Origin of the sequence: Polluticoccus soli, assembly GCF_029269745.1 — a bacterium.
Classification (GTDB): domain Bacteria; phylum Bacteroidota; class Bacteroidia; order Chitinophagales; family Chitinophagaceae; genus Polluticoccus; species Polluticoccus soli.
Genome location: NZ_JARJHT010000001.1, coordinates 210,115 through 232,064, shown reverse-complemented (window position 1 = coordinate 232,064; position 21,950 = coordinate 210,115). Strand labels below are relative to the sequence as shown.

Sequence of the window (21,950 nt, the reverse complement as noted above, 5' to 3'; positions counted from 1 at the left end):
AGAACCTGTCACTATGAAATCACTTGCGCTCATAACATGTCTTGCCGCTATCCTGGTCTCGGGCTGCCGACCGCAGACCGAGCCAGCTGCTGCAGGCAAGGCCTCGCAAATGACAACAGATCCGTTGCCTTCGTGGAATGATGGCAAAGTGAAAAGCGCTATCATTGATTACGTACATAAGGTTACCGACAGCTCTTCGGGAAGTTATATACCCGTAGCTGACCGAATCGCTTCGTTTGATAACGATGGTACGCTTTGGGCTGAAAAACCATTGGTACAGGAACTGTTTGCCTTTGCGCAGGCCCGCGAGATGGTGACCAAAGATGGACGCCTTGCTAAAAAGCAGCCGTTCAAAGCAGTTATTGAAGGCGACAAAGAATATTTTCACAAAGGCGGCGAAAAAGCATTTGTACAGCTGGTTGACGCCACTCATACCGGAATGACCGAGGTGGAATTTGAAAACGCTGTCAAGAACTTTTTCACTTCTGCAACTTACCCGCCACGCAATGTTCCTATCTGGCAGATCACTTATCAGCCGCAGATAGAATTATTGAACTACCTGCGGGCTAATGGATTTAAAACGTACATCTGCTCTGGCGGTACCGTGGAGTTTGTACGGGGCATATCAATGGACCTGTACGGAATACCGAAAGAACAGGTGGTTGGTACCACTTTCAACTACAAATACGTAGACAGCAGCCGGAGCATTATGAGACTGCCCGGCTTAGCACATTTTAATGACAAGGAAGGTAAACCAGTGACCCTTCAACGCTATCTGGGCAGGCCACCCGTTTTTGCCTGCGGTAACGAGGGTGGAGAAGGAGATGTAGAAATGCTGCAATTCAGCCAGAGCAGTAAATATCCTTCGTTGCAATTACTTGTCAACCACGATGATTCAACCAGAGAATATTATTACCAGGAGAAAACCAACTGGTCGCTGGATGAAGCTGCTAAGAACAACTGGCAGGTTATCAGCATAAAACACGATTGGAAAAATGTCTATCGAGCAGAGAAACGATGACCACAAACCTCCCTCACCCTGAAACCAAAAACCATGAAACAATTTTTATTACTGATCATTTTATTACTGTGTTTAATGGCCTGTCTGAATACGCTTTTTGAATGACCTGTTTCTGTGTGCTTTGATCACAAGAGGCTATTGTCCATAAACTATCGTCATTACTATGAAAAAAATAATGATCAGGGCTGCAATATTGATTGTAATGCTTATGCAACTATCTTCTTACTATTTAGGAGCGCAAAATAAGCCTAACATCATATTCATCCTCATGGACAACCTTGGCTATGGAGAAGTGGGATGTTATGGTGGCGGCATTTTACGCGGTGCTCCCACACCCCGCATCGATAGGCTAGCCACCGAGGGCATGCGACTGCTCAATTTCAATGTAGAGGCACAATGTACACCCAGCCGGTCTGCGATCATGACTGGACGCTTTGCGGTTCGGTCGGGTACCCATTCGGTACCTATGGGGGAAGGGCTAGATGGTATGACCGAGTGGGAAGTGACGATAGCGGAGCTATTGTCACAGGCTGGTTACACGACCGCGCATTTTGGTAAATGGCACCTGGGCAGTGTGAACGGGCGTTTGCCGAATGACCAGGGATTTGACGAATGGTATGGTATTTCGCGCACAACAGATGAAGCATTCTGGCCTTCTTCACCTCAAGCTACAGCTGCGGGTGCTGCCATGCCCTACATCATGGAAGGTCGCAAAGGCGAAAAAAGCAGGCAACTACAAGTATATGACCTTAAGCAACGCTCATTGATAGATGCAGAGCTAACGCGCAGGACGATTGATTTTATGAAGCGGAGCGTACAGGCCAGAAAGCCATTTTATGCTTACGTGCCATTTACCCTGGTCCACTTTCCTACACTTCCTAATCCTGAGTTTGCCGGAAAAACAGGATACGGCGATTTCCCGGACGCTCTAGTAGAAATGGATGCCCATGTTGGACAGATATTAGATGCGATAGACGACCTACACATTCGCGAGAACACCATTGTTGTATTTACCAGCGACAACGGCCCTGATGCCAGTTTTCCCTGGCAAGGAACCTCGGGACCGTGGAGTGGCTATTATTTTACGCATATGGAAGGATCGTTGCGTACACCATTCATCGTTCGCTGGCCCCGCCACGCGGTTCCCGGCAAGGTAAGCAATGAGATCGTGCATGAGGTTGACCTGTATCCGACATTCGCATCTATCGCCGGTGTCAACATTCCGAACGACCGGCCGATAGATGGAGTGGATCAATCTGCTTTTCTCTTCGGCAATTCAGAGGTATCGAACCGTGATGGTTTTCCCGTGTTTGTGTCAGACCGAATGGAGGCTGTAAAATGGAGGAACTGGAAAATTGTATTCTATGAAAATGAGCGCGACTGGTGGTCGCCGCCTGTCCGGTTAGGTACGCCTAAAGCATTTAACCTGATCACAGACCCTAAGGAAGAATATCCTGAAGCATCCATCCGCAATTCATGGAATGCCGTACCTGTAATGAAGATCGTTGCTGCATTTGAAAAAAGCCTGGAAGCATATCCACTGATAGCGTCAGGAACGCAGGATCCTTATATTCCTAAGTATGTGACAAAATTCGGTAAAAATAGAAAGCCCTAACCTTAACCTTTGATCATGAAAACAATAAAATTCGGAATGTATTATGCCTTTACGATATTGGTAATATTCCTGTTTACAGGTAGCTCGTGGGCGCAATTGAAGGGACATCACTTACTAGGTGACTACGGTTTGAATGCCGGGTCGCAACCACCGCCGGGTTTTTCTGCTTTTGCTGTTGGTTACAACTACAGGGCATCTGAGCTGAAGAACGACGACGGCAACGTCGTGCTTACTATTCCCGAGATCAGTGCTGCGTTCGTGGGAGGTGGCGTAGGCGTGGTGACCAATCTTAAAATTCTAAATGCCAACTATGGGGCTTCTATACTGGGCGCTTTTATGTCTGACCGGATAGAGGGCAACCTGGCGGAGAAGGAAATTCCAATGGCCTTCACTGATCTGTACATACAGCCCATACAACTGGGCTGGCATTGTAAAAAAGCAGACTTCCTTGTAGGTTATGCGGTGTACATTCCAACCGGGGAGTATCAGTTAGGCGGGGGAAGTAATAATGGTCTCGGCATGTGGACCAATGAGGTATCAGCCGGCGCCACTTATTTTTTTGATGAGAAAAAAATGTGGAGCATTTCATCCATATTTTTTTACGAGATACACACGGACAAGAAGAATTCTGAGTTAAGGGTGGGTAACATTTTTAACGCCGAAGGCGGTATTGGAAAAGCGTTTTATCACAAGATCAAGAGCACGCCGGTGCCAATGATATTTCATGTTGGCGGCATTTACTACGGGCAGTTCAAGGTGACCAATGATGACATACCCATTGGTCCGCGTGTGTTCACCGGCAAGAGAGACAGGATATGGGCCGGCGGCCTCGAGGGCATGATTTTTCACCCTAAACTAAGGACCTCGATAGATTTTCGCTGGCTGCATGAGTTTGGTGCTCGCAACCGGTTTGAAGGTGATAGCTATCTGCTTACGATCGGTTATCTCATTAGATCGTACGAAAAGCATGCTGCGCCGGCACCTGCCGCTTCCGAGACGGCACCGGCGGAATAGATCGGGTTCTCAAACTTTGCCGATATGAAACAGGCATTGAAAGGTTATATAGCATTGAGTTTGCTGTGTATGCAGCTAGCCTCCTGTTCTTCCTCACTGGACGTGATCAGCGACTATGACAAGGGGGCAAACTTTTCCAATTATCGCACCTATGGTATAGACGAGTTCTCTACACCGGAAGAGCTGAGCACTGAAAACAAAGAACGCATACTTACTGCTGTAAGGTCAGAAATGTTGAAGAAGGGTTTTACAGAAAGTACCTTGCCTGATATGCTGGTGCATGTCTCTGCTATATTTCACTATGAGGAGTCGGTACCGACCTCAAGAGATTACTATAGCTACGGCGGTGTATTCAGGCCCTATGTGTGGGGCAACGGCGCTGGTGTAACAGCTTATACCACCTACGACGTCAAAAATTACATTGATGGCTCGCTGATCATTGATATAGGGGATGCTGAGACACAACGCTTGTTATGGGAAGGCATCGGCAACAAGGAAATATATAGGGAAATGGTAGACCCGGTCTCTGAAATACCTGAGGCGGTAAAAAAGATCATGGCCAGCTTTCCTCCAGATAGGTAAAGTTTATGACGAATAAAAGAGGCCGCTGTAAAGCGGCCTCTTTGTAAAATAGTGTTTATGCTAGCGTAGCCTGTACTAACTTCTCGATATCGAACTTTCTCATTTCCATAAAGGCCTTGGCCGCTTTTCCCGCTTTGGCAGGGTCGGTCATGAGTTTGCCGATGATGCTTGGAACTATCTGCCACGACACGCCAAACTTGTCCTTTAGCCAGCCGCACATGCTTTCAGAGCCGTTTTCGGTCAGACGGTCCCAATAGTAGTCTATTTCTTCCTGGGTATCGCAGTATATAGTAAACGACACACCTTCGCTGAACTGGAACTTATGCGCATGGGCACTATCCATGAACATGAACTTATTACCATTGAAAGCTACTTGTGCGTGTTTAACCTTGCCGGCTTGGTCGGGTTGTTCATTGTCGCCATAACGCATGATGCCATCCAGCTTCACATCTTTGAATATAGAGGAATATTGTTCGATTGCTTCTTCGGCGCGACCGTATTGCTCGCCTACAAACAGCAGGCTAGGTGTGATCTTCTGACCAACATCGCTCATTTTACCTACAGACAATTGCCAGGATATGCCATACTTGTCGTTGATCCAGCCGTACTTCTCACTCCATGGATACTTGTCAAGAGCCATCAGTACCTGTCCTCCGTCGTTGATCATTGCTTCCCAGATGCGATCTATTTCTCCGGCATCTTCGCTCAGGTAAAAGAACGAGATAGAAGGATTGGGCTTGTACTTCGGGCCGCCCTCCAACAATATCATCCGTTGTCCCGAAACTTCTATTTCGGTAACGATGGGAGACTGCGAAACGATCTTCGCGTTGGCAAACTGGCTGCAATAGAAGTTAGCTGCTTCTTGTGCCTGGGCATCGAACCAAAGGCAGGGTGTAATTTGTTGTTGCATGGTTTTATTTTTTGTTTCGGGAGTTTTTTCAAACCGATTTGTTGACCGGCTGTGTGAAGGTACTGAAAAGAATAAAGGCAGCCTTGTCGACTGCCTTCACTGTTCATGGAGATAGAGTTGCGGTTTTGCTTTTAACAAACACTACTCATTTCATTATGTTTTACACTAGCTTTTTGAGTGTTTTGCGATTGCTTGCTCTTTTTTCTGCGGCCCCACCAGATAAGCGTGCCGGTAATAGGCAGCGAGGCAATAATGAGGCTGGCAAAGAAGGCCAGCATCTTGCCGGGCAGGCCTAGTACGGCACCCACATGGATGTCGTAGTTCATGCGCATCAGTTTGTCGCTGCCTTTAAGGTCCTTAAGCGTCCCCAAACGTGATCCACACTCAACTCGCGCAAGCTGTGCTGGTCAAAGTAGCGGTAATCTATCTTCCAGTAAGTAGTAGGGTCGGGATTAACGTTTACCGCTATAGACGATGAATCGGTTTCTGGTGTATGCACTTCGATCGCCCCGTTGGCGGGTACTCCTTTGTACAGTTGCAACCATATGCGGTCCATCGCGGGCATATTGGTCGATGCAGCTACAGGTGTGTCTTTAGATCCGGGATCGACGTACGGTTTCATGCTGCCGCCACCTGAAATGGCGCCGTAGTACATTTTGCCGAACCATTCAAAGCCCCATACAGACCCCGTAATGGCAAATACCAGTGCAAGCGATGCTACATAAAAGCCAAGCACATTGTGCAGGTCGTAATTCTTTCGACGCCATTTAGCATTGAACTTGATAGAAAAGCGTTGCCTCCTGCCTGCCTTGTTGCGTGGCCACCAGAGTATGATACCGCTGATAACCATTACCAGGAAGATGAGTGTAGCGCTGGCGACAATTACATGGCCTACTTCATGTGGCAACCATAAGTAAAAATGCCCATCCAGTATGAAGCGGAAAAATGTTTTGTACTCATCACTTACTTTCAATACCTCGCCTGTGTACTGGTTGATGTACACAAAATAGTAATAGTCACCGGCCTCGGGTTCAGCGTAAAATATTGCTTTTGCAGCACGCGCCTGCCCCTGGTACATGATGGCGTGCACATGCTTACCGGGTAGGGCGTTTCCAGCTATTTGCTGTATTTGCGATGGGCGAAGGAAAGCCTTGTCCTGCTGTTCTACGAAACGATAAGGCTGTGTGGCATTCTGTATCTCGTCCTGGAAGGCATAGATGCAACCGGTGATGGCTATGATAAAAACCACTAGCCCGGACGAGAGTCCGAGCCAGAGGTGCATTTTGCCTATGAGTTTTCTTGCGGTCATTAGAATTTGTATGCGATTGAAACGCGGTAGTTACGTGGAGCCTCTGTTTGCCAGTTGTATGCGTTCAGCCATGCGTAGTAAGAACCGCTGTACAGGTATTCATTCAGGATGTTGAATACGTTAGCAGTTATTTTCAGCTTGTCGTTCTGCCAAAACAGGCCTCCATCCAGTTTCAGGTAATCATCGATCTTCTTACCGTCTGGTGATGGATCCCAGTAAGTGTTACGGTCGCCCAGGAAGGTGCCACCGGCAGAGATACCTGCGCCACGCAGTATACCTTCTTGTACCTGGTAAGTAAGCCATACGTTAGCCGTGTGTTTAGCGAAGCCGGGCACTATATCTCTAACCTTCATGATGCTGCTGTCTTCAAGGCTTTGTGCTACTTTCAATAACCTTGAATCGGTGTAGGCATAGTTGGCTACCAGGTTCAGGCCGGGAGCTATGGTGCCGCGCAGATCGAATTCGATACCTTCCGATACTTTTTGTCCTAATTCAATGCTGAGGCCTGATCCAACAGGTTGGGTTGGGTCACTTGTTAGCTCATTGTTTTTGATGATGCGGTAAACAGAAGCGTTGGTGCTCCATTTGCCACCGAACCATTCTTTCTTGATGCCAATCTCGCTATTGTTGCCTGTCATTGGTTGTACTTTGCCACCATTGCTCAGTATGCCGCTTTGAGGGATGAAAGCCTGGTCGTACAGGGCATATATTGAAGTCTCTTTGTCGATAGAAACACTCAGTCCGGCGCGTGGTGTGAAGTGTTGCGCTTTATCAGGTGCACCGCCGTATTGAGATTGTTTTAAGTCTGTGTAACGGGCAGCAAGTGTCAGGCGTACTGTGTTTTTAAAGAAGCCCAGTTCATCTTGCAGGTACAGGCTGGTATATGCCTGGTCTATTGTTCCCCCCGTTTGTGCGCGTTCAGCCAATGGTGTCTCGCGGTCGAATTGAGGATAGCCGTTAACAGGTGCGCCCAGGTCAGGGTTACGTGGGTCGAAGAATTTAGTAGAGTCATCCAGGTTATGGCTTTGACTCCAATCGGCCATGTAGTCTTTGTTGGCCATATCCAGGCCACCCAGTATGCGGTGGCGGATGGCACCCGTTTGTACATCGCCGTTTACAAATGCCTGGCCCATGGTCATGCGGCTACGTGCATCCCATATACCAACATTGCGGATCATTGTGCCATCAGCATTCACAGAAGTAGGCCACATAGAAGAACCTTCCTGGTCGTACATAAAACGGCCAACCTGTGCGGTCAATTTCCAGTTGGTGTTGATGTTGTGTTGCAGGTTTGCATACACGCTGTGATCATGAATTACAGTACCCGGCATACCTGAAGGCAGGGTTGTGAAGTCAACAGGCAGTGTTGCAAAGTCGTTGGGGGCAAAAACATAGAATGAACCTACGTTGCTCATGTTGGCGCGCTGGTAGTTGTATTCCAGCGTCAGTTTTGTTTTATCGTCCAGCTGGTAAGAGATAACTGGCGCAATAGTATAGCGGTTGTTGTATTCGTTGGCGCGGTGCGATTTTTTGTTTTGCGCCGCCATGTTCAGCCTGTACAACAGTTTACCGTTCTTGCTCAGTTTGCCATCCAGGTCAAGAGCAGCGCGGTACAGGTCAAAGCTGCCCATTGTGAATGAGGCCTCGCCTTTAGATATACCGGTGGGCTTTTTCGTTACAACGTTGTACAAACCGCTTGGGTCGCCGCTAGAGAGCATGAAGCCAGCAGGACCTTTTACGAACTCGATGTTCTTCACAAAGCTCATATCCTCCGTCAAGGGGCCCCAGTAAGAGTTTACTACATTGAAACCATTGCGGAAGGCTTGTATCTGCGAGCCGCGAGCGGTAATGTTGGTATACATGTCGCCCCAGTGCTCCATGCGCACCAGGCCACTCACGTTACGTATCAGGCCATCGCTCATGCTGATGACCTGCTGGTCTTTTAATGCGTCTATGGTTACCACCTGTATGTTTTGAGGCACTTCCAGCAGCGGCGTTTTCAGGCGCAGGCTTTGCGAGGCGTCATCCTCTTTGTATTTATTTGCGTTGCCGCGAATCACTACTTCGTCAAGTTCTTTTGCATCATCATTTTTCTTTTCGCCGGTTTGTGCGAAAGCCGCTGTGCTACAAGACAGCAGGAATAAAATAAAACTACGTTTCATCGATTGGTGTGTTTAGCGCCGCAAACGTAGATTCATGTAGCTACAACGATTTACACAATCGGGAAAAGGCGGTTTCAATAATGGGAATATGAATTTGTAGAATGTGAGGTTATTTATATGTATTGAGGTGTAATAATTCGTCGTAGGTTGCGTTTTGGTTAAAACACCTGCAAAATGACAAAGACTTTCAGCCTGGCAACCCTTGTATTAGCGAGCTTTTCAGCCAACGCACAGCAAACGACCATCGAACCTGTACCGACACGTGAAAATAAACTGGCCTTCAAGGTATATAACCTGACAACCTTCCGCCCATTTGTTGCAACTGGCAATCAACAATTCGCGCATGCGTTCAGGGAGCACGATTACCTGCAGCCAACTGTAGCCCTGCGCATACAAAACAAGAGAAAAAATTTTCACGAGATCGAACTGTCGGAATTTTCCATCCGCAAAAGGAAGGATCAGTTTATCCAGTCCAACCCTTATTACTTTCCTGTAACAATGGCAGGTATGGAAGTTACTACCACATCGCTGGCAGCCCGGTACGAGTATACGTGGCCATTCTTTAAAAAAAGCAAAGAGAGTTTTGTACCATCAATAGGAGTAGCAGGCGGATTGTTTTACGAACGGTTTAAAACAACGCCTTACACCACCGTTGTATTCCCAACTACAGAAACCATGGCCGGTATGCGGGGCTTTATTGTTCCGCGGTTAAACTGGTATGCAGGTAAACGTTTGTTCTTTGACCTCAACGTTCCTGTGTGCCTGTTGCAAGCAGACTACCAGCACAGCGATCAAAAAAATCCAACCATACCTGAAGCTATGCAAAGTATGGGGGTGATCAATTTTGACCTGTTACCCAAATATTATTCCTTCCGTATAGGAGCAGGGTGGAAGATATAATATCCGTCGGCACTACATCTTTTCAGCATCAGGCAGTGTCCATGTCTTCTTAAAGAACGAAGGGTCAGGACCATAGATCCGGAACAGTAATTCAAACTCCCTGTCCGGATCTGTTGGCACCCAGTTCTTTTCATTGTCTGCAGGTGCTTTCGGTCCAAAGTAAAGTGTTGCGGAACCATCTGCGTTTTTCTTTAGTCCGGGACTCAAGGAGGATCGGCTGACCGTAGACATGTTGCGAATCAAGCAATGAGTTTCACGGTCGTATAAAGTGATAGACCAGTAGTTTTTAGCTGGGACGTTAGCTGGCACTGTCAAGCGGTAGCTATTGCTTCCTTTGTAGGGTTCGCCGTTTTTGTCTTTTATATTCAGCAGGTAGAATTGTCCTTCACCCAGGTGCTTGGCGCTGAAAAATTCGAAAGTCAATGCCACGCCCCGCATATCTACCGGGTAGCTATTAGGGGTAGTGAAATTATTTTTCACCGATTCGCCGAATTCGTCGGTTACCGGGAATGCCCATTGAGTGCCCTCATAGAAAGGCGTATGGAAGTGAGACACGTATTGTGTCTCCAGCCACTCGTGTGCATCTGCGGCTGCTTTGTCGAATAGCTTCACAGTTTGTGCATCAGGGTTGAAGGCTCTGCCTTTTTCAATGCCGATATACTTGAGTATGTCGATCATGGCTCTGTCGCGCTCCAACCATATTTCGCTTTGTATCACCCGGTTCAGCGACTCGAAATATCGGTGGTCATATTGTATCAGAGAATTGAACTCTTTTCCCATGGCATCGATGAAAGCTGTTTGGGGTGGATTGGCCGCCTGGCTGTAAGGATAGAATTTTATCTTCTTTGCATAATCAACTGCTGCTTTTACATCAGCATCACTTCCTGTTTTAGGAATAGACCGCAGTAATGCATAGCCGTGGTAAGTGTAAGAATGCATAGGCAGATAATCTGATGGGATGCTTCCCTTATAGTCGGGTGGTAAGATCAGATATTTGCCTCCTTTGCCTTTGTCCAATCCTGCAGGACCAACGTCATCGATAGCGGCCTGCCATATATCCATGATCGATCCGTTGATAACGCCGCCATTGGCCGGAGGTATTTCTAATACCATCGGCCAATCTTTGGTATCGAAGAACGGCATTATGTAAATGACGTCGGGGTTCGGAGTGAGTGTCTGGTTTTTCCAGTCAAAGAGCTTGGACCAGTAGAGTATCTTATTATAGTCGCCGCCATTTTTTTTGAATTCCTGCAACATCAGGTCAAAGTTGACCACGGGCATGCCCCAGTTGACTGCTTCCATCGCGCGCTGGTATTTCACTTGTTCCCTAATATCGTCCGGGCTGGCTGTGCTCGTATTCTGAAGGTCGTTAAAGGCTGTCATGCAGATAGTGATTAGGATGATGGAGAATATTTTTTTCATGGTGTTTATTGTCGGGGTTTTCGGAGCTCTGTTGTTTTATGCTTGTTTCTTAACAGCCGGCGGACTCCAATGTTTGTTGAGCACCTCTTCTTTAGGCCAGTACATGCGAAGTAGTAAATTGAAAGGACCGTTAGGTGCAGGCAGCCAGTTGTTCTGCTTGTCTTTGCCGGGATCATCTTTTTGGATATAGATGTCCACCGATCCGTCGGCGTTTTTCTTCAACGGATTTCTATCACCAATTGCAAAACGACTGATAGAATTAGTTACTAAAAAACCTTCCGGCGAATACATTGTCAGGCTCCAGAAAGCATTGACAGGAGGTTGTTTGCCGCCATCAAAGTGTAGTACATAGTTGTGTTTTGAGCCATCGTATTCCTGTCCGTCAGCATCAGTAAATGAACTGGGGTACATGGCGTCTGCATCGAGGTTAGCGCCAAGTCCGCCAAAAGCCACACCGCCGCGCTGCTTGTATGCCATTCCATAGCTGCCCAATCCATAATTCACAGACCACCCGTTTACAGCTTTGGCATTTCCAAGGGCATTTTTATGCAGGTCAGCTTTTGCCCAGCTTGGAATTGTACTCATCGAGTCCTGTTCTGCCTGCGAGAATTTTGCGAGGTCAAATGTGGCGCCAGGCGCTATGCCCAGCGGAGCTAGTTTTTTCATCATCTCTGCATCAGCCGGGGCGGGGGGATTATTGATCATCAGTTGATTCAACAGGTTGAAATAGTCGGCAATGGACATACCGGTAACAATATCGTTAGGAGATTTTTGCGGAATGGTTTTATCCACCGTGCCTGTTGGAGGCGTGTATGGCTTGCCATAAGCGCTCAGTGGCGTTAGCTTATATCCGTCCTGTATCTTTTTTACAACAGTAGCACCGTCTTGTTCACTGTTCACCTGTGTGCGGCCTACCAGCCATACGATGTTGGTGGGTGCCTTAACCTGTTTCAACGAGGCAGGTACTGTGCCCGTCCATTTAGGTCCGCTGATGAGATAGGTCTGTGTCTCTGTTCCCGTGGTTCGTTTGCCGGGCGAGAAGAAAACATTGGTCCAGGCATCGAGCATAGGGAAGAGATAATACCTGTCGCCGGTGTTGGGCAGCTGCAATACCATGGGGTCTTGTTCCAGGTCTAACCATGCCATTGAATAATAAGTGTCGTTGTTGGGCCTTACCACATCCCGGAACTTATCGTTTGGGAATGTATTGGCGTTAACGAGTTGATTGACCGGCGCGAGTAGACGTCCTTCGCTGATCGGTCGTTCCACATTGGTCATTACCTGTTTCGTCACGTGCATCACTACCAACGGGAAACCAAATTCATATGCCTCTTTTGCGGTTTGGATCGTCGCATAGTCAGAAGCACCATCAGTAGTAGTTCCTGATTTTTCCTGACCTTGTCCACATGAGGTGAGTATTACGATGATCAACAGGTAAAATAGGTTTTTCATATGGTTGGGTTTGATGAGTATTACGCAACCTGCAATTTAGCGTGCTGTGCAGGCGATCAACGCCCGATGGAAGTTGCGGCTGCCAACTATTCAAAAGAGATGTGCCAACGATCAGGAAGGGTTGACAGCTCGCTTATCCAAACACCTCATTGTTTTTTGTACCAGCAGCCTGCCAATGCTCATCATGTCGTACGAAAAAGGCGATCCAAATAGAGCGCGCCATTCGTTGCAGTACTGGTTGAAGTGCAAGCAGCGCAGCAATAGAAACGCCGAGACACCAGAAGATGCTATTATCTCTAAAAGACAGTCCCAGGGTTAGCGCCCAGCCAATAAAAATAGCAGCCAGCAGCATTACTGAAAGGCCGTAACTCACGTAGCCTGTGCCGAAGTAGAAGCCCGTTTGCAGTTCGAAACGCTGACCACATTCCGGGCAGTGTTCCGGCATGCGCATAGTAGTTTTGATATGGTAAGGATTGCTGCCGGTAAACAGGTTTCCTTTCCTGCATCGCGGACATTTGTTGGTCAATACGCTCCATAAAAGTCCCGACTTTTTTTCTTTTTTTTCTGCACACATAAGTTATTATTTTTTAAACCCGGCCGAAGGAACTCTTTCTGAATCCCTCTGGTGTTATACCGGTATATTTCTTAAAAAACTTCGTGAAGTGCGAGCTGTCTGTAAAGCTCAGCTTTGCAGCTATGTCGGCAATGCTGATGTCTACATTGATAAGCAGCCGTTTGGCTTCCAGCAATATCCTGTCGCGGATCACTTCTCCTGCCGAGCGCCCTAACAGATCTTTACTCAATGCGTTCAGGTGATTGGGCGTAATGTAGAGTAACGCAGCATAGTCTTTGGGTAGGCGCTTCTCCGCATAGTGAATATCAACCAGTTTGCGGAAGTTGTGCAATAACAACTGGTTCTGCGGTTTGCTAAGGCTTTGTTCTGCTTTCGATACGCTACGGCTCACAAGGACAAACAACTCAATGAGATATACCCGCAACAGGTCTGCACTTTGTGCTTCGTTGCTGTGCACTTCTTGTACTATTTTTTTGAATGTCGTTTTTACTCCTGCAAATGTTTCGGCGTCAAGCGCTATCACACAATCGTCTGCCACACCCTGGAAGAAAGAAAATGCGTCAGTATAATGACTGTTCATCAGAAAGTGCTCAAAGAGGTGTTCAGAAAAATTGATGACGTAACCATCGGTCTCGCCTTCAAAGTTCCAGCTATGCACCTGTCCCGGTTTCATGAAATAGATCTGCCCGGGCGCAACCGGGAATTGTTGAAAATCGATGGTGTGATGCCCGGCACCTTTGGTGAACAGCACCATATGAAAGAACGAATGCCTGTGTGGTAGCGGCAGGTTGGGATGGGCCTCCAGGTAGCTGGCAAAAGGTTCGGCTATGATCTCGTTGCTGAGTTGATCCTTACCCTGCAACGAGCAGATATCATAGACCGGGATTGTATTTTTTACCTTTTTCACTATACTACAAAGTTACCGTGTGCCCATATAGCGCGCTTGTATAACTCATTGAAAAAATGGTATAATTTACTGATTTGGGCAAAGTGGACTGTAGCGGCTTCATTTTTTTATGCGCATAGTTTAATTATGCAAGGCCAGTTATTCCAGTTCGTCTATCTCATCCTGGCAATTGTCGGGCTGGTGATGGTAGCCAACAGGTTGAAGATCGCTTACCCGATAGTGTTAGTGTTGGGTGGGCTGTTGCTTAGCTTCACAGCCAGGTTCCCGAAGATCGTGATTGATCCACATATCATGTTCTTCGTTTTCCTGCCGCCGCTGCTATACCAGGCCGCGTGGGAAACATCGTGGAAGGAGTTCTGGCGATGGCGACGTGTAATTACCAGCCTGGCCTTTCCTATCGTTATCATTACTGCAACTATTATTGCTTTTACATCTACTGCCATCATTCCGGGTTTCACGCTGGCGTTAGGTTTTTTGCTCGGGGGTATCATATCACCTCCCGATGCCATTTCGGCAACTACCATTATGCGGCAGGTACAAGCACCGCGGTCGCTGGTGAGTATTGCAGAAGGTGAAAGCCTGCTGAACGACGCTTCTTCGCTTATTATCTTCCGGTTTGCCGTGGCAGCTGTCATTACAGGGCAGTTCAACTTTGGCGAGGCGGCAGGAAGTTTTGTGCTGGTCATTATTATGGGGGCATTGATCGGTATTGCCATCGGTTACCTATTCTATTTTATACATCGCTACCTGCCTACATCGCCCTCCATGGACATCGTGCTGACGCTGATTACTCCGTATAGTATGTACTATGTGGCGGAGACAATGCATTTTTCAGGTGTATTGGCCGTTGTGTGCGGGGGCTTGCTTTTGTCGGGCAAGCGGCAAACCATACTGAGCTACCGCAGCCGTATAGAAGCCACCAATGTGTGGATGAGTATGGTGTTCGTGATGAACGGGCTGGTCTTTTTGCTTATCGGTCTGCAGTTGCCTTACATAGTTGACCAGTTGGGCGCCATTAGTCTGAACGCTGCCATCGGGTATGGACTGGCTGTATCGGGCATACTGATAGCTACACGTTTTGTCTGCAGCTTTGGTAGTGTTTTGTTTACGAGATTCGCTGCAAAGTTTATTACCGTAGCCGATCCCAACCCCGGGTGGAAAGCGCCGGTGATACTGGGATGGGCAGGTATGCGCGGGGTGGTATCTCTGGCTGCGGCCATGTCCATTCCGTTGGTGGTGGCTGGGGGAGAGGCGTTTCCCTTCCGCGATCTGATCCTGTTCATCACCTTCGTCGTCATTTTAATAACGCTGGTTGTTCAAGGACTCACGCTGCCCTGGCTGATGCGACAGATCAAGATCGATGATAAATTCAGCACCATACCTGAGAATAAACAAGAGCTGATCATACAACGCGAACTGGCGAGGCGTTCGCTGCATTACCTCGAAGAAAAGAATGGCTCCGATTGTTATACCAACGAAAACCTGGCTAACCTGCACGACCGGCTCCGCATTGATGTAAGACTATTGCGGTTGGAGATGACAGAGCGGGAGATAGAGGAAGAGAAGACAATAAAAAAATACCAGGAAGCCTACCTCGATCTGCTGAACTTTCAGCGCAACCTCCTGAAGGAAATTAACCAGCGCGCTGAATTTGACGAAGACCTGATACGTAAATACATGACGCTGGTGGATGTGGAAGAATATAAACTGCGTGAGCGGATAGGTGTGAGGGGAGGGTTGCGGTAGTATTCTACGCCACCATTGCAAATTTTACATTCCTCCTTGGCTGGTTTTGTCACCAACCGAAATATTGGGTGCATGCCTTACCTATTGTATATTTGTCATCGTTTTGACAAATAATAACACTGGCCGGAGGCAAAAGTGAAAAAGGCATATTATTTGCATTGAACAGAAAAAATCGGTTGTGCCGGCGATCAAGGCGCCTGTTGGATGCCGTATAATTTGTCATAAAACCTGACTGAAGTAAATGAAGACATTAATCGCTGTTTTGTGCTTTTGCCTGTTGGCAATAGCTTGTAAAAAAACAGAAACCAATAAACCGATTGTAACTCCTACCCCCAAATCCATGGAGGAACTGCTTACAGATGCCAGGTGGGTACTTGTGCGTGTTTATAGTACCGCCCTCGATACGCACACTCATGACACGGTAAGGGGCGATTGGCAGCTTCACCCATGCAGTCTTGATGATACAGTTTATTTTACCCCTGTTACTAAGAAGAGGGTGTGGCATGTGGGTAAAGAAAGATGCAGTGAGCCGTTTGTGGTAGACAGCAACAGTAGCTGGGAGCTGACGGGCAACGTGGTGAAAACTTTCGGTGGATTTGTGGGCGATGTGGATTATACCATCGAACGGCTAACGGCCGACAGTCTTATCTGGCATTATGGGCATATAGGTTATAGTACCAGTCAGACAACCATGACTTACCTGGACAGGAAATAATTGCCAACTACATAAAAAGCCCCGCACGACGCGGGGCTTTTTATGTTTTCCTCCTTCGGTTGGTGTGTCGCCAACCGAAATGTGAATGAATATTTTGCCGCTGCACATCTATCGGCATGTGGGCAGTAATGCTACCTCAAAAAGGAGGTATTATAAATGAAATATTAGCTATTACGCCGCCATCGCCATTGGCATCGAAAACTTCACATCCAGGAACAGGCCAACGGGTTGCGGTTCGTTCACGAGGTTGATAGCTTCGGAGCTATTGATGTCGAACACCAGGCTCGAGGCGGTCAGGATATCTGCCATCACCGGGATGACTTCAAAGTCGGCGGTGCCATCTTCCAGGTTCAGCCTGTTGCCGATCACAATAAAACGATAACCCGATGCTACCAGCATTTCATGACAATTCTTATCAAAGCTCCTGTACATAACGTAGTTTTTTAATTGCTTTGACAAAAATAGGCATTTGTACAACATGTCCAAATTTATTTGTACAAATGTGCAAATTTTAATCCGGGGTCAATCTTCGTCGGTTTTGTCGTACATCTTCAGGCCTTGCTGCAGGCGGCTGATGGTTTGGGCCAGGCGGTTCACCCGGGTCTCTTCTTTTTTGGCCGAGTAGATCCAGTTGATGTAGTACTTGCGCTGGCTTTCGGAGAGCTTGTTGAAAAATGCGAGTGCTTTGGGTTCGTCGTGCAGGCACAGTTCCAGTTCGGCCGGTATCTCCAGTACATCGGTGTCGGGATATAATATTATATGCACCTTGTCGCCGGCTTCCTTTTTTATCTTCTTCCTTACCTCGGCTTTCACCGGCAGGAACAGTCCGCCGCCGCTCATGGGAGCCAGGTGGTATTTCTTCAGTTCAAAATCGTCGATGGTTCCCTTCACCCGCACCCAGCCTAAAGGGGTATCGGCCGGCCGGGCTACCTGCGGTATGCGGGCATAGGTCCAGCCACCTTTGCCCTCAAAGCGCTCCAAAAGAAAGTTATCGTCAACGAGTGGTTTCATGCCATATATAATCCAACCCGAAATTAGGCTAACATCCCTGAATGTCAAATATGGATATAATTTCGTATTTTTGTAATGGATGAAACCGGAGCCAGGTACATCCCAAAACTATAAACCATTAGAACTATCGACTGCTTCGCCCGGGAGCTGACCGGTTGCGATGCCGGCACCACACGTTACCATCAGTTACCCTCCCAACTGGTATCAACCACTCCAGCGACAACAAACGACAACAAAATTGACCGGGTGGGCGATCACAGGTTCTTGTGCTTCAATAATCGCTTTAAGTGTTGTGATGGAGTTTGCAATTGTTTGCAGGAAAAATATACAAACGTCTACAACAGATACGTTCAGGCCTCATGTGAGTATAGGCTAGCAGCTGCGAATGTGGCGGGGTATTCCTCAATGTGTACTCCACAGTCCACCCGGTCTGTATCGACGAGTGTAACCACAGCTTACGGTAATAGTTTAGCAAAGCTGACCGGCCTTGCAGGACGAGTAGCAGGGGTAGCGGTTTATTTCAAAATAAATTGGAATCTGCAAATAGTCTTGATGTTCAGTGTGTTATTGGAAGAAATGCTTTAAATGACAAAGATGTGCTAGGACTAGCACATCTTTTTTCATTAATCACACACACAACTGAAAACTGCTTTCATAATGACAAGTAAAAGCTGGTATCGGCTCTTACATATTCAAGTCATTGTTTAAAGATCTTTGTTTGTTACACCTTAATAGGTATAAAAACCGTTCCAAGGTTTGCGAGATGGAAGGGCGGACAGCAAAAAAATACCCTTCTAAAGTTTTGCTTTAGAAGGGTAATAAATAGTCGTGTTAAACGTCTTTTTCTAGCGGTTGCCTTGGTTGCCTTGTTGAGAGCCACCTTGGTTGCCACTGCGGCCGGATTGTGAACCACCCTGGTTGCCTTGTTGAGAGCCACCCTGGTTACCACGATCTGATTGAGAGCCACCCTGGTTGCCGCCTGAAGTATCCCTTCTGCTAGGGTTTGTAGTTCCCAGATCCTCATCTTCGTCTTCTTCAAGACGATCAGACTGGTTACCCTGGCGCTGAGAGCCACCTTGCTGCTGCTGGCCACCCTGTTGAGTACCTGTGCGCTGCTGTTGGCCTTGCTGTTCCTGTTGTCCACCTGTAGACACATTTTGTTGCAGGTCCTGGTCTGAAGAGCCCAGACCGCGGTTAGGATTAGAGCCCTGTTGTTGGTTGCCCTGCTGACCGCGTTGTTGCTGGTCTTGATTTCTGTTTTCTGCCATAGGATGAAATTTTGAAAGATTAAAAGCGATGATATTTTAAAGTGGAATTGCGCATTACCGCCGATGTAGTGTAAAGAATATGCCATCAGTTTGAAGGCAAGCGGCCGCTGTTCATGCCGTTTAGCGACTGTTTTCAGCATATTATGCTGATGGACTTACACTACCGCATCAACCTCTGCAATTTATGCGTGAAGGCTTGGAGTAGATTGGGCGGGTGGAGAGAGAGGTTAAATTTAGATGAAGCGACGCTATGGGCTAAAGTAGGGCTTCAAGTCGATGCAATGCAGAAGAGCCGGTGTAGAAAATAATGCACTAGTTGACAGGACGTAGTATGGTTGATACCCCGAAATAAAAGCTGGTGGCTTATCAATATGCTGAGAGGGGCGATTAGGCTGTGTGTTTTATGTAATTTATTGGTTTAGTGATTGTTGGTTGTTGTTATTTAAAGTTGTCAGGGTTAAATGAGGGTGGATCAAGGAGTTTTACCGCATTTGGTAGTGTACGGTATTCTGGTTGGTTTGGATATTCGTGTTAGGGGGAGTGAGTTTTTATGGGGTGTTTTCCATGATTAGCTAAAGTGATGCTTTAGGTTGATTGACGGGAGCTGGCAGTAAGTTGGTCGATGGGATAAGTGATTATACATGGTGGTTGACAAGTTAATTTACGACCGCCGAGACTGGTTGATATGGGTGTTTTAGATTGGTCTAAATCGGTAACGACTTCGAAAGGGAATGGAAATCGACAGCTTTATTATGCGGTCTGGTAGTAGTATAATTCCAAGTAAAAAAGTTTAATTCTATTTGATGTTTAAGTGTTGATTTTTAAATGGTTATATGATGTTGTAAGCATTGGTTATTCAAGTGTTTTAGGTTTGGCTAAAATGATTGAAGTTATTCTTTAGGTATATGAAATGGCAATAAAAAAGCCCGAACCTTTTTGTGGTTCGGGCTGGAAGAAGTTAAGCATCATCGTCTTCGCTCGCGTTGAATTGTTTTCGGTACGCCTTGATGAAGATGGCACCCAGGTTTTTGTGCGGTGGTACATAGTCATCAAACAAAGACTTTAAGTGACTGTTCTTTTTGGCAGAGAAGTACGTTTCCAGTTCTTTCCAGGTGGTGATCCAGTTAACGTTCTTTCCGGCCAGCAATTGGTTATTGATTGCTTTGATAATCGGCTCATTGATGTTCATGGCACCTACCTGCTTAGAGGAGATGATATGAGCATCGGGCGACGAGTTTAGCACAGTAGCCAGGTTGTGGTAGCCACCACACGAACCCAGGACCACGATCCGGGTCTCTTTCTGCAGTCTTTCCAAAGTCAGGGGCAGGTGGTAGCTGTGACCACGGTGCACCATGATGGTAGGATGGATATTCTTCTCAGCCAGGAATTCAGCCAGCTTTTGTTGGGCGGTTTCGTCTTCCGGCTCTTTCAGTGGCAGGTTGGCGTAGATCGTTATTGGTTTGCCGCTGGTTGAAGTGATGGTTGACCAGTATTGGCTGTTCGTCACTTTCCACTTACCGTCCTTAAAGTTACCCAGGAAGCTGCGGTAGGAGTTTATGCCGTCCTCGTCGCCATAAAAGAAGAACTGTTGGTAAACTGTCCCGGCTTCATCGTTGGCTGTCAGGTTCTTATACTGCACCAGGTTGATCGGAGGCAGGTCCAGCAGCTGCGACTGGCGAATGGCTTCCTCCTCGGTCGATCCTTTTGCTCCCTCAAACAGGGTAGACAGCAGGCCATAAACGATGATACCCTTCCGGCTACGTTTTTCGAACGACCTCTCATAGTTATTCTTTACTTCCTGTTTCAGGAAGTTGGACAGGTCGGCATCGTCTACGCTGCCAAAAGCATCGGCCACGTCAACCGCATCTTCCAGATCATCTTCTTTGCCGTTCTCTAGATTCGCTATGAAGTCCTTCATCAGTCCGGTTTTGTTGTCCGGGGTCATTGTTGCCAGGAAGGTATTCAGTGTGTTATAGCCAGCGCACATTCGTATGAATGTACGGAAGCGGTCGCGGTGAAGAGTATCGAGTAGTTGGTCGCCTGAACGGGGAGTCATACGCTCCAGCATCCTTTTGAAGGTGCCCAGGAAACTTGAAGTATAAATTTCATCAGAACCGTATACCATGATGAAATACAATGCTTCAGGTGCAAATCCTTCTATGCATTTGAACCTTGCGGGGTCAGGCGAATCGTGCAGCTCGTTCATGGTGCGCACATACTTTAACCCACGGTATTTCAGCTCGTCGGTGTAGCTGTCTCCACCTAATTGCTCATTCTGGATCTTCAACCTCACCAGGTTCTGGAAGAACTGATCCTGGTCAGAAGTTATCGCATCTATCTCCGCTATGGTCTTACGGCCGTTGTGAATATCACTCAGAAACGGCATAGCCTTAAGTGGTGCTTTAGACTCGTTGGCAATACGCACTATGGTTTGTACCAATGGGTCCTTGCTGCGGCGCACAGCGCTGCTCAAGGTGTAGTTGGTAGACGAGGCAAAGTTGTATACCTCCTGCGGAACTACCCTGGCGGCCGCAGCGATGGTTGCATCGGCATACGATTCTTTGGCAAATTCTGGCAAGCGTTTGATCAGGAGCTTGGGCTCGCGTGTGCCCATTTCGGTGTACACATAAGCTACTTCTTCCGATCCGTCTTCGAAAAGCAGGCGAACATTCTCCAATGTATAGACATTGACATTGTTCTTGATAAACTCCATGGAGTTGCCTTCGTGCTTGGCAATGATCATGTCGCGCATGTTGTTAACCACGCGGCGGTAGTAGTAAGGGTCAGTATTTACCCGGGAATTGTACTTGCGCAGCATTTCCCAGAGGGCGTTCAGGTAGCCGATCTTAACCTGGATCATCCGAGCTGGGTCAGCACCATTTGCCGGAATGTTCTCGATCATGATCTGGTAATGATCTATGTCTTTGAGTAAGGCTTTGGAGATGGCATTGTTAGCCATGGTGTCATCCTCAGAGTAGATAATGATGCCATTTACGGCACCGTCAGACACATCTGCCTTTTTTTGCTCGTCGTCTATTTTGCTGTGTATATATTGTGTTTGCCGGGGAATGGGAGCTATCAGCGTATCAACATCATAAATACTGAGCTCCTTCTTTTGTTGCTTCTTTTTTCTCCGTCCCTGGGCTGAAGAGTCGTAATGTGTGAGGGACAGCATTAAAATAAGCAGTCCCAGCATGCGCCATGTGATCCTTAACATATTTTGTTCCTTACCGGAGTAGTAGACCGGTCTTTTAGTGATCGATTAATACCTATTATAATAAAGGCGGTATTACTGCTGCATAATACAGCAAAAATACCGCCAACCGTGTTAAAAATATGGTA

General features: G+C 47.3%; 19 protein-coding genes. 7 read left to right on the top strand and 12 right to left on the bottom strand.

The features are described 5' to 3' along the window. Positions 1-13: 13 nt before the first annotated feature. From P2W83_RS01205 to P2W83_RS01190, 4 genes are all read left to right on the top strand, one after another. On the top strand, positions 14-1,021 hold the full coding sequence (locus tag P2W83_RS01205) for an HAD family hydrolase (protein ID WP_276131851.1): 1,008 nt from the start codon (positions 14-16) through the stop codon (positions 1,019-1,021). A 163-nt stretch (positions 1,022-1,184) separates the two neighbouring features. After that, positions 1,185-2,636, top strand: a complete 1,452-nt coding sequence (locus P2W83_RS01200) for an arylsulfatase (protein WP_276131850.1) — start codon at positions 1,185-1,187, stop codon at positions 2,634-2,636. Between the two features lie 15 nt (positions 2,637-2,651). Continuing rightward, a complete protein-coding gene (locus P2W83_RS01195; RefSeq protein ID WP_276131849.1) occupies positions 2,652-3,650 on the top strand; it encodes a SphA family protein in 999 nt (332 codons plus the stop codon). Positions 3,651-3,674: 24 nt separating this feature from the next. Then, on the top strand, positions 3,675-4,232 hold the full coding sequence (locus P2W83_RS01190) for a DUF4136 domain-containing protein (protein ID WP_276131848.1): 558 nt from the start codon (positions 3,675-3,677) through the stop codon (positions 4,230-4,232). A gap of 55 nt (positions 4,233-4,287) precedes the next feature. Here the strand turns inward: P2W83_RS01190 and P2W83_RS01185 are convergent, their stop codons facing one another. The 4 genes from P2W83_RS01185 to P2W83_RS01170 all read right to left on the bottom strand — a co-directional run bounded on the left by P2W83_RS01185 (position 4,288) and on the right by P2W83_RS01170 (position 8,613). Further along, on the bottom strand, positions 4,288-5,142 hold the full coding sequence (locus P2W83_RS01185; RefSeq protein ID WP_276131847.1) for a VOC family protein: 855 nt from the start codon (positions 5,140-5,142) through the stop codon (positions 4,288-4,290). A 131-nt stretch (positions 5,143-5,273) separates the two neighbouring features. Beyond that, positions 5,274-5,468: a PepSY domain-containing protein gene (locus P2W83_RS01180; protein WP_276131846.1), complete on the bottom strand. Its 195-nt coding sequence runs from the start codon at positions 5,466-5,468 to the stop codon at positions 5,274-5,276. 5 nt (positions 5,469-5,473) lie between these two features. After that, positions 5,474-6,451, bottom strand: a complete 978-nt coding sequence (locus P2W83_RS01175; RefSeq protein ID WP_276131845.1) for a PepSY-associated TM helix domain-containing protein — start codon at positions 6,449-6,451, stop codon at positions 5,474-5,476. Continuing rightward, the gene (locus tag P2W83_RS01170) at positions 6,451-8,613 is read right to left on the bottom strand and encodes a TonB-dependent siderophore receptor (RefSeq protein ID WP_276131844.1); all 2,163 of its coding nucleotides are present in this window, start codon (positions 8,611-8,613) and stop codon (positions 6,451-6,453) included. The genes P2W83_RS01175 and P2W83_RS01170 overlap by 1 nt, the downstream gene beginning before the upstream one ends. A gap of 174 nt (positions 8,614-8,787) precedes the next feature. On the opposite strand from P2W83_RS01170, the gene P2W83_RS01165 reads away from it, so the two are divergent. Next, positions 8,788-9,513, top strand: a complete 726-nt coding sequence (locus P2W83_RS01165) for a hypothetical protein (protein WP_276131843.1) — start codon at positions 8,788-8,790, stop codon at positions 9,511-9,513. A 12-nt stretch (positions 9,514-9,525) separates the two neighbouring features. Here the strand turns inward: P2W83_RS01165 and P2W83_RS01160 are convergent, their stop codons facing one another. From P2W83_RS01160 to P2W83_RS01145, 4 genes are all read right to left on the bottom strand, one after another. Continuing rightward, positions 9,526-10,935 (bottom strand): DUF1254 domain-containing protein, encoded by a 1,410-nt coding sequence (locus P2W83_RS01160; RefSeq protein ID WP_276131842.1) that lies wholly within the window; start codon positions 10,933-10,935, stop codon positions 9,526-9,528. Positions 10,936-10,971: 36 nt separating this feature from the next. Beyond that, entirely contained in the window at positions 10,972-12,387 is a 1,416-nt protein-coding gene (locus P2W83_RS01155; RefSeq protein WP_276131841.1) for a DUF1254 domain-containing protein, read from the bottom strand. 133 nt (positions 12,388-12,520) lie between these two features. After that, positions 12,521-12,961 carry a DUF983 domain-containing protein gene (locus P2W83_RS01150; protein ID WP_276131840.1) on the bottom strand — a complete coding sequence of 147 codons (441 nt, stop codon included), beginning with the start codon at positions 12,959-12,961 and terminating at the stop codon, positions 12,521-12,523. A 13-nt stretch (positions 12,962-12,974) separates the two neighbouring features. Further along, positions 12,975-13,868 (bottom strand): AraC family transcriptional regulator, encoded by an 894-nt coding sequence (locus tag P2W83_RS01145; RefSeq protein ID WP_276131839.1) that lies wholly within the window; start codon positions 13,866-13,868, stop codon positions 12,975-12,977. Between the two features lie 126 nt (positions 13,869-13,994). Here P2W83_RS01145 and P2W83_RS01140 point away from each other — a divergent pair, with 126 nt between their 5' ends. Together P2W83_RS01140 and P2W83_RS01135 are read left to right on the top strand one after the other, a co-directional pair. Further along, on the top strand, positions 13,995-15,614 hold the full coding sequence (locus P2W83_RS01140) for a Na+/H+ antiporter (protein ID WP_276131838.1): 1,620 nt from the start codon (positions 13,995-13,997) through the stop codon (positions 15,612-15,614). 241 nt (positions 15,615-15,855) lie between these two features. Further along, the gene (locus P2W83_RS01135; protein WP_276131837.1) at positions 15,856-16,329 is read left to right on the top strand and encodes a hypothetical protein; all 474 of its coding nucleotides are present in this window, start codon (positions 15,856-15,858) and stop codon (positions 16,327-16,329) included. 171 nt (positions 16,330-16,500) lie between these two features. On the opposite strand, the gene P2W83_RS01130 is transcribed toward P2W83_RS01135, so the two are convergent. From P2W83_RS01130 to P2W83_RS01115, 4 genes are all read right to left on the bottom strand, one after another. Then, the gene (locus P2W83_RS01130; protein ID WP_276131836.1) at positions 16,501-16,761 is read right to left on the bottom strand and encodes a hypothetical protein; all 261 of its coding nucleotides are present in this window, start codon (positions 16,759-16,761) and stop codon (positions 16,501-16,503) included. Between the two features lie 90 nt (positions 16,762-16,851). Continuing rightward, positions 16,852-17,340, bottom strand: coding sequence for a YdeI/OmpD-associated family protein (locus P2W83_RS01125; RefSeq protein ID WP_276131835.1), 489 nt, complete (start codon positions 17,338-17,340; stop codon positions 16,852-16,854). An 845-nt stretch (positions 17,341-18,185) separates the two neighbouring features. Next, positions 18,186-18,608: a hypothetical protein gene (locus P2W83_RS01120; protein WP_276131834.1), complete on the bottom strand. Its 423-nt coding sequence runs from the start codon at positions 18,606-18,608 to the stop codon at positions 18,186-18,188. Positions 18,609-19,566: 958 nt separating this feature from the next. Next, a complete protein-coding gene (locus P2W83_RS01115; RefSeq protein ID WP_276131833.1) occupies positions 19,567-21,825 on the bottom strand; it encodes a hypothetical protein in 2,259 nt (752 codons plus the stop codon). Positions 21,826-21,950 lie beyond the last annotated feature (125 nt).

What these genes read in the sequence shown, in the direction of transcription:
- P2W83_RS01205 (WP_276131851.1), top strand. Translation starts at nt 14, where the DNA reads ATGAAATCACTTGCGCTCATAACATGTCTTGCCGCTATCCTGGTCTCG.
- P2W83_RS01200 (WP_276131850.1), top strand. Translation starts at nt 1,185, where the DNA reads ATGAAAAAAATAATGATCAGGGCTGCAATATTGATTGTAATGCTTATG.
- P2W83_RS01195 (WP_276131849.1), top strand. Translation starts at nt 2,652, where the DNA reads ATGAAAACAATAAAATTCGGAATGTATTATGCCTTTACGATATTGGTA.
- P2W83_RS01190 (WP_276131848.1), top strand. Translation starts at nt 3,675, where the DNA reads ATGAAACAGGCATTGAAAGGTTATATAGCATTGAGTTTGCTGTGTATG.
- P2W83_RS01185 (WP_276131847.1), bottom strand. Translation starts at nt 5,142, where the DNA reads ATGCAACAACAAATTACACCCTGCCTTTGGTTCGATGCCCAGGCACAA.
- P2W83_RS01180 (WP_276131846.1), bottom strand. Translation starts at nt 5,468, where the DNA reads ATGAACTACGACATCCATGTGGGTGCCGTACTAGGCCTGCCCGGCAAG.
- P2W83_RS01175 (WP_276131845.1), bottom strand. Translation starts at nt 6,451, where the DNA reads ATGACCGCAAGAAAACTCATAGGCAAAATGCACCTCTGGCTCGGACTC.
- P2W83_RS01170 (WP_276131844.1), bottom strand. Translation starts at nt 8,613, where the DNA reads ATGAAACGTAGTTTTATTTTATTCCTGCTGTCTTGTAGCACAGCGGCT.
- P2W83_RS01165 (WP_276131843.1), top strand. Translation starts at nt 8,788, where the DNA reads ATGACAAAGACTTTCAGCCTGGCAACCCTTGTATTAGCGAGCTTTTCA.
- P2W83_RS01160 (WP_276131842.1), bottom strand. Translation starts at nt 10,935, where the DNA reads ATGAAAAAAATATTCTCCATCATCCTAATCACTATCTGCATGACAGCC.
- P2W83_RS01155 (WP_276131841.1), bottom strand. Translation starts at nt 12,387, where the DNA reads ATGAAAAACCTATTTTACCTGTTGATCATCGTAATACTCACCTCATGT.
- P2W83_RS01150 (WP_276131840.1), bottom strand. Translation starts at nt 12,961, where the DNA reads ATGTGTGCAGAAAAAAAAGAAAAAAAGTCGGGACTTTTATGGAGCGTA.
- P2W83_RS01140 (WP_276131838.1), top strand. Translation starts at nt 13,995, where the DNA reads ATGCAAGGCCAGTTATTCCAGTTCGTCTATCTCATCCTGGCAATTGTC.
- P2W83_RS01135 (WP_276131837.1), top strand. Translation starts at nt 15,856, where the DNA reads ATGAAGACATTAATCGCTGTTTTGTGCTTTTGCCTGTTGGCAATAGCT.
- P2W83_RS01130 (WP_276131836.1), bottom strand. Translation starts at nt 16,761, where the DNA reads ATGTACAGGAGCTTTGATAAGAATTGTCATGAAATGCTGGTAGCATCG.
- P2W83_RS01125 (WP_276131835.1), bottom strand. Translation starts at nt 17,340, where the DNA reads ATGAAACCACTCGTTGACGATAACTTTCTTTTGGAGCGCTTTGAGGGC.
- P2W83_RS01120 (WP_276131834.1), bottom strand. Translation starts at nt 18,608, where the DNA reads ATGGCAGAAAACAGAAATCAAGACCAGCAACAACGCGGTCAGCAGGGC.
- P2W83_RS01115 (WP_276131833.1), bottom strand. Translation starts at nt 21,825, where the DNA reads ATGTTAAGGATCACATGGCGCATGCTGGGACTGCTTATTTTAATGCTG.